Below are 14,309 nucleotides of genomic sequence, written 5' to 3'. Positions count from 1 at the left end.
CCCTGCAGCCTTGCATGCCCTGCCTCACGTTTGACGAGCCCGACCGTCCGAAATGACCGATAGGTCCTGAAAGCTCCCTGCGGGTTTTCCACAGGATCGCATTCTGGTATGTGCCGCGCGGTCCGTCCGCGAGGCTTGTCGCGTCAACGTCCGATCGCGGAAAGAAAGGGGCACGGCAATGCCTGTCCAGATCACTCGCGGCCATTACGGGGCCCACCAGTTCGCCGGCCATCTCGGGCTCGCGCGGTGGCAGATGCGCGTCGGCCTGGAGCACGGAATCCTGCCCGGACCCGACCTCGACGGAGAACGGTGGTCGTCGAGGCTCGCCGAGGAGGCCAGGGGGCACGGCGCGCAGGTCATCGCCAGATTCGGAGACGAACCGCCGGTCGGATCCACCAGGGCCGCCGCGAGGCTGGCCGCGCGGGTGGGGCTCGACGTCGAGCGGCGGGACGTCGAGGTCCTGGTCGCCCAGGGCGACCTCAACGTCATCAGCAGTTTCCGCGGGCACCCGGTCTACCTCCTTCGCGACCTGGACCGGCTCGACCCGCGCGCCGTCCGGTCGGTCGTCTCCGCCCGGAAGGGCCCGCTGATGGACACCGTCGACCCGGGGGGAGCGGCGACGATCCTCGACTGGCCCCGCAAGACGTTCGACCGGATCGCCGGTGAACGCAAGCTCACCACGGACCGGCTCGGCCGGTACGCGCTCGCCGATGTCCAGGCCCTCGGAGCGGACGAAACCCTGGTACGGCTGATCGCAGAGGAGAAACGCGACATGGCCCTGACCAAGACGCGGCGCTCCGAGGCCAGGATCGAGGACGTCCTGCGCGGCTGGCTTCTGCGCTGCACCGCCTACCTGGACCGTGATTCCGACGCGCCGCCGGACTTCGCTCGCCTGAGCCGAGCGATCCGTGCGCTCATCGCCGTCAGGGCCGAGATCGCCATACAGGAACAGGCGCCGTCCTAGACCGGGGTTCCTCGGCTCCCGGGCCGGGGGAGGGCTGTGGAAGCGCGTCTATGGGCGGCGGATGGTGGAGCGGCGTCTGGACGGGGGTTTCCGGTCCCGGCTCTGACGGGCGAGGGCCGAGAGGAGGCGGTCGCGGGCCTCGGTGCGGGACATCGCCGGGAGGCGCTCAGGGAAGGAGGCGGCCATCGCGGGAGAGGCGTCGACCAGGCCCTCGTCGTCCACGGTGGCGTGGTCGCCCGTCCCGGCGCCGAGCAGGATCACGGAGACGCCACCGGGGTGGCGGTCGAGGAGGGCCTTGATCCGGTCGGTCTCTCCGTCGGGATCGGCCACCAGGAGGAGACGGCGTGCGTGCCTCACCCCCGTGCTCTCGCGGATGGCGAGTTCGGTCTCGAGATATGCCAGGGCGGCGTCGAGATTGCCGGGTATGAAGAGGCCGGCGGTGTCGTCGTCGAGGAGCTCGTCCTCGGCCAGGCCGAACAGACAGGTGGTATCGGGGCGCGGTATCACCACCAGAGAGTTCCCGCCGTGCTCGTCGAGGGCCGACAGGGCCAGTATCCGCGCCGTCGCGACCGCGCCAGGGCCGGTCAGGCCCAGGGCCGGAACCGCGAACGGGTCGAGTGCGGGCCGGTGATCGAGGGGGGCGGTCTGCGGTGGTGCCACGGGCCCGGACGTGGTGAACGGGGGGAGGCCGGCGACGGCGTAGAGGCGGTGCCGGAACGGGTAGCAGATCGCCGCCACGGTGGGGAGGAGCAGGCCGAGGAGCAACACAGGCTGCAGTGAGGGTGGACTCGACTCGAGATCCTCCGCCTCACGAGTGAGTGTCGTGCGTGCGGGGGCGGGGATGGGAGTCGGTTCCGTGGACGGCTCGGCGGACGACCTGGGGGAGCGTGCGGGAGTCGGCTCCGGGGACCCGGTGGGCGATGCCGTGATCTTCGGAGGTGCCGGTGGTGGAGGCGTTGTGGCGGGCGAGTCCGGCGCGGTGGGCCGCTGGCGGAGCAACTCCTCGAGCTGCCTGCGCGATGGGGGCCGGCGCGGGGGCCGGGGCGTGCGGTCGTATCGGTCTCCCCGGCGGTGGAACTCCCCACCGCGCCCGGACCTCCTGCGAGACCTCTCGTACATCGCCAGCCATGCCTCCCGGCACTTGTACGCGGTGTACCAGTCGCCGGTGGTCCTGGCGTGACGGCAGATGGGCGGTATGGACCAGCGCGGCTCCGGCTCGACACGGGTGACCGCGTCGGCAGGTGCGGCCATGCCGATGGAGAGGGCGCCGGCCATTGCGGTACAACCCAGCACCCCGCCGGTACAGCGGAGCAAGCCGCGGATCACGACGGCAAGTCTGGGATGTGCCAGGAAACGGTTCATCTTCGCCCCGGGGGATCGCGTCGGTCACCGTGAGAATGCCGATCGTAGTCACTTTGGCTACGGAGCGTTGAATATTGCCCACAGTCGATCTTGCGATCATCGCTGCTCTTCCGTCCCGCTGCGGGTTAAATGCGCGGCGAATCCTGAATTATCCGGATTCGTCGGTTCGTTGCCTGCGCCGCGGCCGGCCCGGCAATGCACCTTCCCTGATTTTCCTGGCGACACGTGGTTCGCGGCGAGACGGTCCGAAGACGCACGGGTGGTTTCACGCGAAGTCCGCAGTGGCTCAGGCGCGATTCACCGGACCTGATCAGCAGGCGCGGGTTGCGGCGTGGTGCCACAAGTCTCACTCGGCGTTATCGAGGGCTCTCGCCGGTTTCACCACCCTGGCCGCGGAGACGGGCTCGGAATTGTGCGGCTCGACTTCCTGCCGGTTCGACCGTGTTTCAGGCGGCGATGGGGAGTGGAGCGTCGGCGGGGACCTTCAGGACGTCGTACATGCCGATGGGGAGGGTGTCGCTGCAGAGCCAGTCGTTGACCGTGCCGCCGAAGTCCTCGGGTGGGCCGACGCTGAGGAGGCGCGGGGCCAGCGGGCGCAGGCGTACCTGGAACCGTGCCGGGTGCGGGCGGCGGGCAGAGCCCCAGAAGTCGTTGAAGTCGCCCTGGCCGAGGTGCGGGGTGGCCACGATCGTGCGGGTGCGGGCGGCGGGGCCGGTGGCAAGCCAGGACCAGTGGTCGGTCAGGAGGCGCCGGGCGGTGGTGCGCAGGACGTTGAGCGCCGCGAGGTCGTGCGGGCAGGCGACGTCGCTCATCTGGAGTTCGGGAAGGCCGAAGCGGCGGAGGCCGCGGGTGCGGAGACGCACGCAGGCGCAGCCGTTCACCCCCTCCGGGTCGAGGTCGGGCTCCGCGGCCGTGCAGCGGCCGTTGGAGCGGAATGGCGGCAGGACGTCGCCGAGCCACTGGTCGGCCAGCACGAAGTGCGTCCTCTCGGTGGTGCGCGTCAGGATGTGGCCCGTGATGAGGTCGGCCACGAGGCCGCCGGTGGCGTCCGCGATGGCGTAGGCGGCCGCGCGGGCGACCTGGACGCCGCGGGGCTGGTCGGTGACCGGTGCGAAGGCGGTGACGACGGCGAATTCCGTGGCGCCGTTGAAGGCTCGCGCGGCCGGCCCGTCCCCGGGGCCGGCCGCCTCGATCTGCCCGGGGTCCCAGCGCAGGCAGGCGAGGTCCTCCCGGGTGGCCTGCAACTGCGGGGAGCCGAGCCGTCCGGTGATGTGGGCGTGATAGGGGCCGGCCGGGCCTCGGCGGATCAGGCCTGCGAGGTCGCCGGGGATGCTCGTGGCCGCGACGGCGAAGCGAGAGGTCGTGGTGGACGGGACCGGAAACGTGATCGTGGCCATCGGAGGCCGCTCCTTCCGTGCCGGGACGGGACCTGGCAAGCATGCGGCGGCGTCCCGGCCGGAAGCAGTAGAACCCGATTCTGGGGATAACTCTCGATCACGCCGGTCCCCGGGGCGGGCGGGCCGACGCCCGCGATCTGGCGCACGCCGTCCTGCTGCGACACGCCGTTCACCACGGAAAAGACCAGCTTCGGCCGAATTCGCGGTGATTCGCGCGGCATCGACGGCGTAATCAGGGGGAATGTGTACGTTGGGGAGATCAACACTGCTGTGAGCTGCGGGGACGGGCCTCGTGGCGCAGCCTTGGAAACTGGAGGTCCCCGTGGCCCGAACACTGTCGAGGGGCACCCGCGTGACCGGTGCCGAACGCACACGACTCGCCGCAGAACTCGCCCCGCGGTACGCGGCCGGCGAGAGCATCCGGGACCTGGCGGCCGAGACCGGCCGGTCGTACGGGTTCATCTACAACGTCCTGAAGGAGGCGGGCGTGCCGCTCCGTGGCCGGGGCGGCAATACCCGGCGCAAGAAGGCCTGACCCGCTCCCGCGATCAGAAGGAATGCGTGCATGACCGGAAGTCCCCCTCGCCCCCCGGGGGGACCCCGCGCGCTAGGAACGGTGATACGCCCCGGTGACCTCGAGGCGCCCGTTCAGGCTGGCGAGGTCCGCGGCCGCCCGCCCGGCCACCCAGCCTTCATGGTTGGACACCGAACCCGCCCGACCCTTGGCGAGGTTCGGGAACATCGTGCCGACGGCTTCTCCGACGGCCTGGTCGCGCTGGGCCAGGACGGGAACCAGGGTGTTTCCGCCGGCGCTCGCGGCCGCCCTGTCAGCCGCCTCCCGCAGCCGCTCCCCGACACGGGCGGCGTAGGCGTTGAGGAAGGCGTGACGGAACGAACGCGTCCTTGACCGTCCCCGCGCATCGCGCCTGGGACCCTCGCGCACCATGGCGGACGTCGCCTGGACGAGCAGCGACGTGAACAGCATCTCCACCGCGGCCAGATCGGCCGGATAACCGACGATCGTGGAGAACCCCAGCTCCCGGTGCCACACGGCCCTGCAGCGGTTGGCGTCGGCCACCACCGTCAGCAGGACCGCCTTGGGTGAGTCGTAGGGGTTGTCCACCGCGACGCGGAGCCCGGCGGGGCCGCCGATCTCACCGGTCTCCGCCGCCAGCAGCGCATGGTCGATGCTGTGCCGCGCCATCAGTTCCTGTGCGCGCGCGCTCAGCGCCTCCGCCTCTTCAGGGAACTCGGTCGACTCCGCCTTGGCCAGAAGAGCCCTGACCCGGCCGAGCGTCCGCTGATCGACGTCCCGGATCCGCTCGCGCGACGCCGTCCCCGTCCCCGGGGACGGGCCTGTGGCGGGCGTGCCAGGGGGTGGACCCAGGTTCGGGAGCCTTGGCAGGGCTTCCAGAAGGTGGACGAGTTCGATGGCGCATGCGACGTACGCCGGGTGTCCGACCCCTTCGCGTTCGCACCAGGCGTCCGGATGCTCGTCATCGTCCTCCCACCACACCTCGGCGCCGAGGACGGCGAGTTGCTCGTACCACCCGTCGTCCACGGCGGTGCCGGCGTAGGCCCGCATCTCGCCCGCGATCGCGTCCGTGGCGAGGCGTGCGTGTCTGCTGGTGCGGCGGCGGGACGTGAACCGGACCACGTCGGCCGGTTGCCAGCCGCGCTCCCAGGCCGTGGTGATCCCCTGGTCCAGCCGTGCGGCCAGGCATCGGCGGACGGCGATCGGCCAGCCGGGAACGCCGGGGCGTCCGGTCAGCTCCGCCACGAGCCGCTGGAAGGCGGCGGCGTCCCCGCGGTGGAGGGACCGCACGGCCTCGGCGGCCAGTCCGCCGGCGTCATCGGTGAGGGGAGCCGCGGCCGCCGCATCCCGGGTCCGTGAACGCCGCCGCGCCTTCCGCACCGCCACTCCCGCCGTCCGAGGTCACATGGGTACGACGCATCCTGCCATCCGGTGGTGACGGACTCGCCTCATGCCCGCGGTTTCGGCCGGTGGAACCGAAAGGCCCCCGGCCGGGGGGCCGTGGGGGCGGGAGGGGCGGTGGTTCCGTTCGCGGCGGTCCTAGTCGCGGCGCTCCACGCCGCGCATCTCCTCGATGACGACGCTCTGGTAGGCGCGAGAGGTGTCGGGGACGTAGCTGAGCCGCGCGAGGGCCTTGCCGTGATGGTCCCTGATCTCGAAGTGGTAGCCCTCCGCGGCCTCGCCCACGTGGGCCGCGGCCTGGTCGTGCCGCAGGCGGCACATCGTGTCGACCTTCTCCAGCGCCACTTTCAGGCTCCCCGCGTCGCTGATGAGCCGCGCCGGCTCACTCGTCTCCCAGATCTCGAACATTGGTCGTGTCCTGTCGGCGGTCGGACGGAACGGGGCGGGGCATTCCAGACGTCGGAGACAGCTTGAACCCCTTTTGTGGATCTTTCAATCAGTGCAGGTATCGGATTGATCACTATTCGAAGTTGTGCACGCTCACAGCGTCATGTCCGCATGTGGTGGCGGATGGGTGCTTTCGTCGGCTGCGCCGGAATCGATAGGGTCGGCCGGACATAACCGAACGAGATTCGGAGGGGGTCGGAGTGGAGTACCGGGTCGTGTCCATCGTCCGTGACCACGCCCGCGAGCGGGGGACGGCGCCCGCCGTCACCGGGGACGGGCGGACCGTGAGCTACGCCGAGCTGGACGAGCGCTCCAGCCGGGTCGCGCAGGCCCTGCTGGCGGCGGGCCTCGGGCACGGTTCGCGGGTCGCCTACGTCGGCAAGAACGCGCCCGAGTTCTTCGACCTGCTGTTCGGCGCCGCGAAGATCGGCGCGGTGACGGCCCCGGTCAACTGGCGGCTGACGCCCGCCGAGATCGCCGCGGTCCTCGCGGACGCGCAGGCGCCGGTGACGGTGGTGGACGCGGAGTTCGCCTCCCTCGCATCCGGGTTTCCCGGACGCGTCGTCCTCACCGGCGCGGACCACGAGGCGTGGCTCGCGGCGCATCCCGCCGACGACCCCGGCTTCGCCGGGACCCCGGACGACGTCGTCGTGCAGCTCTACACCTCCGGCACGACCGGGGTCCCGAAGGGCGTCCAGCTGACCAACGCCAACTTCGAGGTGGGGGAGCGGATGGCCCGCCGGTGGCGGCTGGACGGCTCGTCGGTCAGCCTCGTCCCGATGCCGCTGTTCCACATCGGCGGCTCCGGCTGGGCCCTGGCGGGGCTGTTCGCCGGGTGCCGGCAGGTCCTCGTCCGCGACATCGACCCGGCCGCGCTGGTCGGCACGCTCGAGCGGGAGCGGATCACCAACGCGTTCATCGTCCCGGCCGTGCTGCAGTTCATGTGCCAGGTCCCCGGCGCCGCCGGACGCGACTATTCGGCGCTGCGGGCGATCACCTACGGCGCGTCGCCGATCACCTCGGAGGTGCTGCGCCGGGCGCTCGACACGTTCAGGGCGCCGCTCTTCCAGCTGTACGGGATGACGGAGACGACCGGCGCGATCATCCAGCTCGAACCCGAGGACCATGATCCGGAGGGGCCGCGCGCCCATCTGATGCGCTCGGCCGGGCGCCCGTACGACTGGGTCGAGGTGAAGATCGTCGAGCCGGGCGGGGACGTGGAGCGGCCGGCGGGCGAGGTCGGCGAGGTGCTGACCAGGTCGACGCAGAACACGCCGGGCTACTGGAACCGTCCCGAGGAGACCGAACGGCTCCTCGCCGGGGACGGCTGGCTCCGCACGGGCGACGCCGGCTACGTCGACGCCGACGGCTACCTGTTCCTCACCGACCGGATCAAGGACATGATCGTCACGGGTGCGGAGAACGTGTATCCGATCGAGGTCGAGGAGGTCCTCGCCGCCCATCCGGCGATCGCCGACGTCGCGGTCATCGGCGTCCCGGACGAGCGCTGGGGCGAGACCGTCAAGGCCGTCGTGGTGCTCGCCCCGGGCGCCGCGGCTGCGGAGGACGAGGTGCTCGCCTACGCCCGCGACCGCCTGGCCGGGTTCAAGCGCCCCCGTTCGGTCGACTTCGTGGACGCCCTGCCCCGCAATCCCAGCGGCAAGATCCTCAAGAAGGACCTGCGCGCGCCCTACTGGGAAGGCCTGGGCCGGACCATCGCCTGAGCGACCGCATGAGGAGGTCCCCACGAGGCGGTCCCCACGAGGCGGTCCGCATGAGGCGGTCAGTCGTCGGTGACGGTGACGACCGTCTCCTTCGCGTCCGGTTCGATGAAGCGCAGGAGCGACTCGCCTTCGGCGGTCAGCTCGTCGATGGCCGCCTGGGGGAGCGGCTCGAAGGGACGCAACCGCAGTGTCGCGACCCGGCGCTTGTACTCCGTCTCCCAGATGCCGTGCGCGAAGCCGTCCCAGAGGAAGACGGCGCGGACGCGGAGGTTCTTGGTCGTGAGCGACGGCCGGTGCGCGTCGGCGATGATGCGCCTGCGGTCGGCATGCGCCAGGACGAGGCTGTCGAACTCGGGCAGGAAGCGCGCCGGCGCCGGAACGTTCTCGCCGGGGCGCGGAGCGTCGGGCAGGTCGAACAGTTCCCTTCCCCTGTCGTCGGTGAAGACGCGGAGGCCGGGACGCAGGCGCTCCAGTGCCCCACCGGTCGACGGGAGCCCCGACCAGGTCTGCGCGTCGGCGGCGGACGCGGGCCCGTAGGCCGCCAGGTAGCGAAGCATCAGTTCGTCTGCCGCGGGCTCCGCCGCCAGGGCGGCGCCCAGCCAGTCATCGGCCGGTGTGAACCGCGACGTACGCGAGTAGCCCCACCTGTCCTCGGTCGGAACCATGACCAGCGGCACGCAGAGCCGGACGGCGTACCCCAGGGCCCTGTCGTTGACGTCCGGAAACCGCTCCTGCAGAAGGGCGCGGACCTCGTTGAACGTCCGGGGCTCCGCTTCGAGAAGCGCACGCGCCGCCGGGACGACCTTGGTCAGATCCATTCCCTTGGCGCGGTCGCCCAGTACGCGGAGGGCGCCGTCCAGCATCGGCTGCATCGCCGTACGGAACGCCGTGTAGTCCGCACCGGACATCAGGTGCAGTGTGGCGCGCATCATCGTGGCGCGGACGAGTGACCGGTCGTGCAGAGCGCTGCTCAGGTCGGACGCCTGGAAGCCGTCCAGCCGCGTCCACAGTCCCAGGAACGGCGGTTTGGGCTCCTGCGCCTGCATGCCGAACAGCCGCTCCACGGCCTCGGTGACGGGGATCGGCTCCCGCGTGAGCAGGAGCTGCCGTGCCAGCGTTGCGCGGTTCAGGGCCCGGACGCTCAGGGTGTCTGTCATCCGACCAGAATGCCCGTCACCCACTCCGGGGCGCAGGCCCGCGGCCCGTGCCCCGACGCGGATACGGCGGACGAAGCGAATCCTCGCACGTCAAGCCGCTCTGGATGCCCTGGAGGCCCGGCCAGGAGAGAACGGGAACGATCGACGGACACAAGGGTTACGGGGTGAATCTTCCTAAAATGCACGTGCATCAGCTCTTGCACCTGCACGCCATCCCTAGCAGGATGAGCCCGGACCCCCGCACGTGAACTCCCCGGAGATCGCGATGAACGCACACTTGAGCGACAGTGACCGACAGGCGCTGCGGCTTGCCCATGATCTCCGTGAGGAGATGCGGGCGGCGCTTCCGCAGCTGCCGGCCGCCCCTTCTGTCTCCCCGTTCGTCGACCAGGCCGGGATGCCCAGCGTCCTGCTGCGAATGGACGCCGACACCGCCCGCGCGCTGATGGCCCTGCTGGCCGAGCGCCGTGTGGAGCGGGCCGGGCCCCCGTCGGGGGAGCAGCGCCGGATCGACGGCTCCCACGTGCCGGGCCCGCCGTCGGCCCAGGCCGTTCCGGCGGCCCAGGGGCCCGTGGTGGCCGCGACGTTCGGAGGCCCCGCCTACGGAGACCCCGCCTACGGAGACCCCGCCTACGGTGAGCCCCCCTATGGGGAGCCCGCGTACGGTGGGCCCGCCTATGGTGAGCCCGCTTACGGCGAGCCGCCGTTCGTCCAGCAGCAGCCGGGAGGGCCGGTCTTCACCGGCGGGACCGGACCGACGCCCCTCGTGCCATCGGTCTACCCCACGTACTGACCCGGCCCCTCCGCGCCGCCCGCCGTGCGGGAACCCAGGTCCGGACGGTGCGGACCCCGTCGGTCGTGCGCCCCTCCTTCGCCTCTCCTTCGCCCGTCCGGCGCGCCTCCGGCGTCCGTCCGGCAGGAGGCCCGGGAACATATCCGGGCCCGCAAACGCTGAACACCACAACCAGGTAAGAGCCATCCGAGCATAAAGATCTTTTTGCCCGTCGCCGGTGCATGGTCATCGGCCGGGAGGTCCGACAGGAAGGGCGCTCCGGAGTAGTCCCGGAGAAGAAGATCTACCTGGCCAAAGGTAAAGAAATCGCCTGTTTGGCGAAACTACGGTTATTGCGGATATAGTCAACGCCAGGTCAGGGTCAAGAAACCGTTGACCCCGGCTGATCACAAAGCCGTCGCCTCCCGCCCGCCAGGCGGGATCCATGCGCCGAAACCACGGCCGCACCATGCACCGGCCGTTCACCGTGCTGGGCCTATGAGCCCCCGGTCGGCGTTCATCCCCGCTCAATAAAGCCCGCGTCACACGCATGTCCGAGAAACGGTCGTGCGCCCGTTGAGCGCGAGCGCGGTCCGCCATGCCCGCGGGCCGTTGTCTGCGGGGTCCTTCTCGCGGCGGCATCTCCCGAGTCCCGAGTCTCGGAGCCGTTCCCCCCTGCCCGGATTCCGGCGTACGCCGCCCGGCGCGGAACGGCAGCCCTGTACCCCGAACGAAGGAAATTCATGCAGCAGCGAGCGATCAATGCCGTCCTGACCGGCGTCACCGGTACCGCCCTCGCGGGCATGCTCGTGGCCGGTGTCGCCGCCGTCAGTGCCGACACCGCTCCCGGCGAGCAGCAGTTCCTGACGCAGGAGGCCGTGGCCGCGCAGCAGCACGCCGTGGGCGCGCAGCAGCCCAAGGCCGGCAAGGACACCACCGCCGAGAAGCGCGAGACCGAGAAGAAGACCTCCGCGGGCGCCACCGAGAAGCGCGAGGCGGCGAAGTCCGAGTCCTCCGACTCCAAGCGCGAGGAGAAGAAGCCCAAGGCTCTGCTCAGCGGTACGACCACCGCGTCCTACTTCTGGGACGACGGCTCCGGCGTCCGCGGCGACACCGGCGCGCCCGCGAGCGGGAAGCCGATGCAGAAGGGCATGTTCGCCAGCCCGAGCTGGCCCATGCTCACCAAGGTCAAGGTCTCCTACAACGGCCGCAGCGTGACCGGCTTCGTCGGCGACCGCGGGCCCGGCGAGCCCTCGCACCGGGGGATCATGCTCGACCTCGACACCCACACCTTCCGTTACCTGCTGGACGGCGGCAAGCCCGAGAGCAACTATGTCTCCGGTGGCGGCCAAGGACACCTGAAGGGCCTCAAGTGGGAAGTCCTCGACTGGGGCAAGGGCCCCGGGAAGGGCAAGCCGCAGCCTTTCGGCTCCTGACATGAGGCCGCTCACAAACCGTGCCGTGAAACGGCTCACCGAACCGATGTGAGCCCGCTCACGAAAGGCATGTGAGGCCCCTCACAAACCCGGCACAGGGCTGCCGGTGCATGGAGAACGGGGATTCCCCGGTATCGCGATACCGGGGAATCCCCATTTTCAGCCCACGGGCCTGTGGCGGCGCGGGCGCTTCGCCGATCCGCGCCGATCCGCTCAGCCGGTGAGCAGCGCGATGACGGGGGCGAACTCCTCCATCGCCTCGTCCGAGACCTGGTAGTAGGTGAAGCCGAAGCGGTCGCGGCGGGTGAGCATCTGCTCGGCGATGTGCTCGGGCGGGCCCACGAACTGCGACGGCATGCCGAGGACGAGATCGGCCGCCGACGTCCCCCAGCCGCGCAGGACGGCGACCCGGGCGGCGGCGCGGCGCGGATCGGCGCCGAACGTGGGCGTCACCATCATGCTCAGCTCGACGTCGCGTCCTCCGGCGGCCTCCCGGACCCAGGCGGCCTTGCGGGCCACGGTGTCCGGGAGCCGCTCGGTGACCTCCTCGGAGATCGCCCCCTCGGGGAGGGCGCGGGGAAGGATGCCGACCGTGTCGGCGTGCCGCCCGGCGATGCCGAGCATGCGCCTGCTGCCGGCGCCGACGGCGAGCGGCGGCCGGTGCGCGGGCGGCGGGAAGACGGTCAGGCCGTCGATCCGGTAGTGGTCGCCCGCGAACGTGGTCTTCTGACCCGCGAGCAGGCTCCGCAGAATCCGCAGCGACTCCTCCAGACGCCCGACCCTGGCGCCGGCCTCGTCGAAGGCCATCCCGGCGGCCTCGTACTCCTCGCGGAGCCACCCCGCGCCGACGCCCAGTTCGAACCGTCCACCCGACAGGTGGTCGAGAGTGGCGGCCTCCTTGGCGAGCATCACCGGGTGCCGGTAGTCGTTGGCCAGGACCATCGTGCCCAGGCGCAGCGTGCTCGTGACGGACGCGGCGGCCGCCAGCGCCACCATCGGCGCGAGCTGATCCCCGAACGGCTCGGTGACGAAATGGTCCCGCAGCACCAGCGCGTCGTAGCCGAGTTCCTCGGCGCGCCGCGCCGTGTCGGCCAGTTCGGCGCCGGAACGGATCGACTCCCCTACGACGCCGAAACGGAATTTCCTGTCCATGCCGTGAGCATGCGTGGCGGACGGCCGGTGCGCTGGCGGGAATCCGACAGGGGGTTCGCGGCGAGGGGCCGGCCGGCGGGGCGAGGTGCCGACCGGTGGAACGGGGCGAGTGGCTCGATTCGCCGTCCGTGCGGCGTAAGGGCGTCACCGACTGCCCCGCTGCCACCGGTCACTTCCAGGCTGCGTCGCGATTCCCCGATTTGCAACCCGCCGGGCGCTCACAGCGGGCCACGGAACGCCTACGGGCCGACGCGCTGGGACAGCAGGCGGCCCGGCCAGTCGCCGACCTTGAACTCCGCGACCGGCTCGAAGCCGTTGCGCCGGTAGTACTCGACGAGCCGCCCTCCGCCGCCGCCATAGCAGTCGACGCGCAGCAGGCCGGCGCCCTTCGCCCGGGCCTCGTCCTTCGCCTTGCCGATCAGCGCGCCGCCGATCCCGTGCCCGGCGAACGCGCGGTCCGTCACCAGCAGCGTGATGTAGAGCTCGGGCTCGTCGATCGCGTCGACGTAGGACGGCGGCCGCGGCGAGACCGCCATGACCCCGGCCGGGCGCCCGTCCACCTCGGCCACCCAGATCTCGTCGCCGCGGGCGATGCCGGCGATCCGCTCCACCCGCCGCGGATCGTCCGACCAGGGTTCGCTGCCCCACTGCCCCGACCGGCCCTGCGCCGCGAGCCACGCCACGGCGCCGTCCAGCATCGCCAGCATCACCGGCGCGTCCCCGGCGCCTCCCCTGCGGATCTCCATCGCACCTCCTCGTGCGGCCGATCCTGGCAGTTCCCGATCATCGCCGCGAGAGGGGGACGCCGTCAGGCGTCGATGAACTCCTGCGCGCGGCGGAACAGGCCGAGGGTGATCGAGTGCAGCAGGTCGCCGGTCTCCCGGGGCGCCTTCCCGGCGAACGCGCGGGCGTTCGTGCCCTCCAGGACGATGCCGAGCTTGAAGCACGCGAGCACCGCGTACCAGGTGATGGACGACAGGTCGCGTCCGGCGACGGCGTCCGCGCGCTCGGCGTAGGTGGCGACCAGCTCGTCCGCCGCCGGGAGGCCGCCCGCCGCGCCGAGCGGACCGGCCAGCGCCGCGCTCTGATCGTCGCGGTCGGGCCAGGTGGCCAGCAGCCACCCGAGGTCGAGCAGCGGGTCGCCGATCGTGCACATCTCCCAGTCGACGATCGCGGCGACCTCGGGACCGTCGAACGAGTACATCAGGTTGGCCAGGTGGTAGTCGCCGTGCAGGATCCCCGGCCGCCAGGCCGCCGGACGATGCTCGCCCAGCCACCGGGCCACGCCGTCCAGGCCGGGGATGTCGGGACCCGGGTAGCCGTCGAGCGCGCTGTAGGAGTCGAGTTCCGACAGCCAGCGCCCCACCTGCCGCTCCAGGAACCCCTCGGGTTTGCCGAAATCGGCCAGGCCGGCGGCCTCGTGGTCGACCGCGCCCAGCGCCGACAGCGCGCGCGCCGCGTGCAGCCCCATTTCGTGCCGGACGGACGCGTCCCCGGCATGCAGGTCAGGCAGCGCCACCGTGGCGTTGAAGCCCTCGACCGGGGTCATCAGGTAGAAGACCGCGCCGTTCATGACGGACTCGTCCGGGCAGGCCGCGATGAGACGCGGCGCGGGGACGTCCGTGCCGTCCAGGGCCGCCAGGACGCGGGCCTCCCGGCGCAGGACGTCGTTCGTCCTCGCGCGCAGATGGCTCGGGCCGCGCCGGAGCACATAGTCCCGGCCGCCCCTGCGGAACCGGATCAGGGTGTTCTGCGTGCCCCCGGCCAGCGGCTCGACGTCCTCGAACGGGCCGCCGGGGAGGCCCTGCCCGTCCATCCAGCCGGTCAGGACGTCGAAGTCGACGAGCGCGCGGTCGATCTGCTCAGGCTGCACTGGCGGGTCCCTTTCCGGACACGGATCACCTGCCGACAGGAGATACCGGAGAGTAACAGTCATGCACTTGCATTACTCGTTCAGGTAGA

The 14,309-nt window shown here is 71.3% G+C and carries 13 protein-coding genes; 5 read left to right on the top strand and 8 right to left on the bottom strand.

What is annotated here, in order from left to right; genetic code table 11:
* Window positions 1–178: 178 nt before the first annotated feature.
* The gene (locus tag ACGFIS_RS32805) at window positions 179–964 is read left to right on the top strand and encodes a hypothetical protein (protein ID WP_392912710.1); all 786 of its coding nucleotides are present in this window, start codon (window positions 179–181) and stop codon (window positions 962–964) included.
* Between the two features lie 48 nt (window positions 965–1,012).
* On the opposite strand, the gene ACGFIS_RS32800 is transcribed toward ACGFIS_RS32805, so the two are convergent.
* Both ACGFIS_RS32800 and ACGFIS_RS32795 read right to left on the bottom strand, forming a co-directional pair.
* Window positions 1,013–1,732, bottom strand: coding sequence for a hypothetical protein (locus ACGFIS_RS32800; RefSeq protein ID WP_392912709.1), 720 nt, complete (start codon window positions 1,730–1,732; stop codon window positions 1,013–1,015).
* Between the two features lie 1,040 nt (window positions 1,733–2,772).
* Complete coding sequence (locus ACGFIS_RS32795) at window positions 2,773–3,723, bottom strand: hypothetical protein (protein ID WP_392912708.1); 951 nt, start codon at window positions 3,721–3,723, stop codon at window positions 2,773–2,775.
* 322 nt (window positions 3,724–4,045) lie between these two features.
* Between ACGFIS_RS32795 and ACGFIS_RS32790 the strand changes: the two genes are divergently transcribed.
* Window positions 4,046–4,258: a helix-turn-helix domain-containing protein gene (locus ACGFIS_RS32790; RefSeq protein WP_358468696.1), complete on the top strand. Its 213-nt coding sequence runs from the start codon at window positions 4,046–4,048 to the stop codon at window positions 4,256–4,258.
* Between the two features lie 72 nt (window positions 4,259–4,330).
* Here the strand turns inward: ACGFIS_RS32790 and ACGFIS_RS32785 are convergent, their stop codons facing one another.
* Window positions 4,331–5,638, bottom strand: coding sequence for a DUF2786 domain-containing protein (locus ACGFIS_RS32785; protein ID WP_392912707.1), 1,308 nt, complete (start codon window positions 5,636–5,638; stop codon window positions 4,331–4,333).
* Between the two features lie 159 nt (window positions 5,639–5,797).
* The gene (locus tag ACGFIS_RS32780) at window positions 5,798–6,067 is read right to left on the bottom strand and encodes a hypothetical protein (RefSeq protein WP_392912706.1); all 270 of its coding nucleotides are present in this window, start codon (window positions 6,065–6,067) and stop codon (window positions 5,798–5,800) included.
* Window positions 6,068–6,321: 254 nt separating this feature from the next.
* Here ACGFIS_RS32780 and ACGFIS_RS32775 point away from each other — a divergent pair, with 254 nt between their 5' ends.
* A complete protein-coding gene (locus ACGFIS_RS32775; RefSeq protein WP_392912705.1) occupies window positions 6,322–7,830 on the top strand; it encodes a long-chain-fatty-acid--CoA ligase in 1,509 nt (502 codons plus the stop codon).
* A gap of 59 nt (window positions 7,831–7,889) precedes the next feature.
* Here ACGFIS_RS32775 and ACGFIS_RS32770 read toward each other — a convergent pair whose 3' ends face one another.
* The gene (locus ACGFIS_RS32770; protein WP_392912704.1) at window positions 7,890–8,987 is read right to left on the bottom strand and encodes a winged helix DNA-binding domain-containing protein; all 1,098 of its coding nucleotides are present in this window, start codon (window positions 8,985–8,987) and stop codon (window positions 7,890–7,892) included.
* Between the two features lie 277 nt (window positions 8,988–9,264).
* Here ACGFIS_RS32770 and ACGFIS_RS32765 point away from each other — a divergent pair, with 277 nt between their 5' ends.
* Together ACGFIS_RS32765 and ACGFIS_RS32760 are read left to right on the top strand one after the other, a co-directional pair.
* Window positions 9,265–9,780, top strand: a complete 516-nt coding sequence (locus tag ACGFIS_RS32765; protein ID WP_392973517.1) for a hypothetical protein — start codon at window positions 9,265–9,267, stop codon at window positions 9,778–9,780.
* 722 nt (window positions 9,781–10,502) lie between these two features.
* Entirely contained in the window at window positions 10,503–11,195 is a 693-nt protein-coding gene (locus tag ACGFIS_RS32760) for a hypothetical protein (RefSeq protein WP_392912702.1), read from the top strand.
* Window positions 11,196–11,408: 213 nt separating this feature from the next.
* On the opposite strand, the gene ACGFIS_RS32755 is transcribed toward ACGFIS_RS32760, so the two are convergent.
* The 3 genes from ACGFIS_RS32755 to ACGFIS_RS32745 form a co-directional block, all read right to left on the bottom strand.
* Complete coding sequence (locus tag ACGFIS_RS32755; protein WP_392912701.1) at window positions 11,409–12,347, bottom strand: TIGR03621 family F420-dependent LLM class oxidoreductase; 939 nt, start codon at window positions 12,345–12,347, stop codon at window positions 11,409–11,411.
* 239 nt (window positions 12,348–12,586) lie between these two features.
* Entirely contained in the window at window positions 12,587–13,093 is a 507-nt protein-coding gene (locus tag ACGFIS_RS32750) for a GNAT family N-acetyltransferase (RefSeq protein WP_392912700.1), read from the bottom strand.
* A gap of 62 nt (window positions 13,094–13,155) precedes the next feature.
* The gene (locus ACGFIS_RS32745; RefSeq protein ID WP_392912699.1) at window positions 13,156–14,220 is read right to left on the bottom strand and encodes a phosphotransferase family protein; all 1,065 of its coding nucleotides are present in this window, start codon (window positions 14,218–14,220) and stop codon (window positions 13,156–13,158) included.
* Between the last annotated feature and the right edge of the window lie 89 nt (window positions 14,221–14,309).

It is taken from the genome of Spirillospora sp. NPDC048824 (genome assembly GCF_043198455.1).
Taxonomy (GTDB): domain Bacteria; phylum Actinomycetota; class Actinomycetes; order Streptosporangiales; family Streptosporangiaceae; genus Spirillospora.
This window is presented reverse-complemented; position numbering and strand designations above follow the sequence as displayed.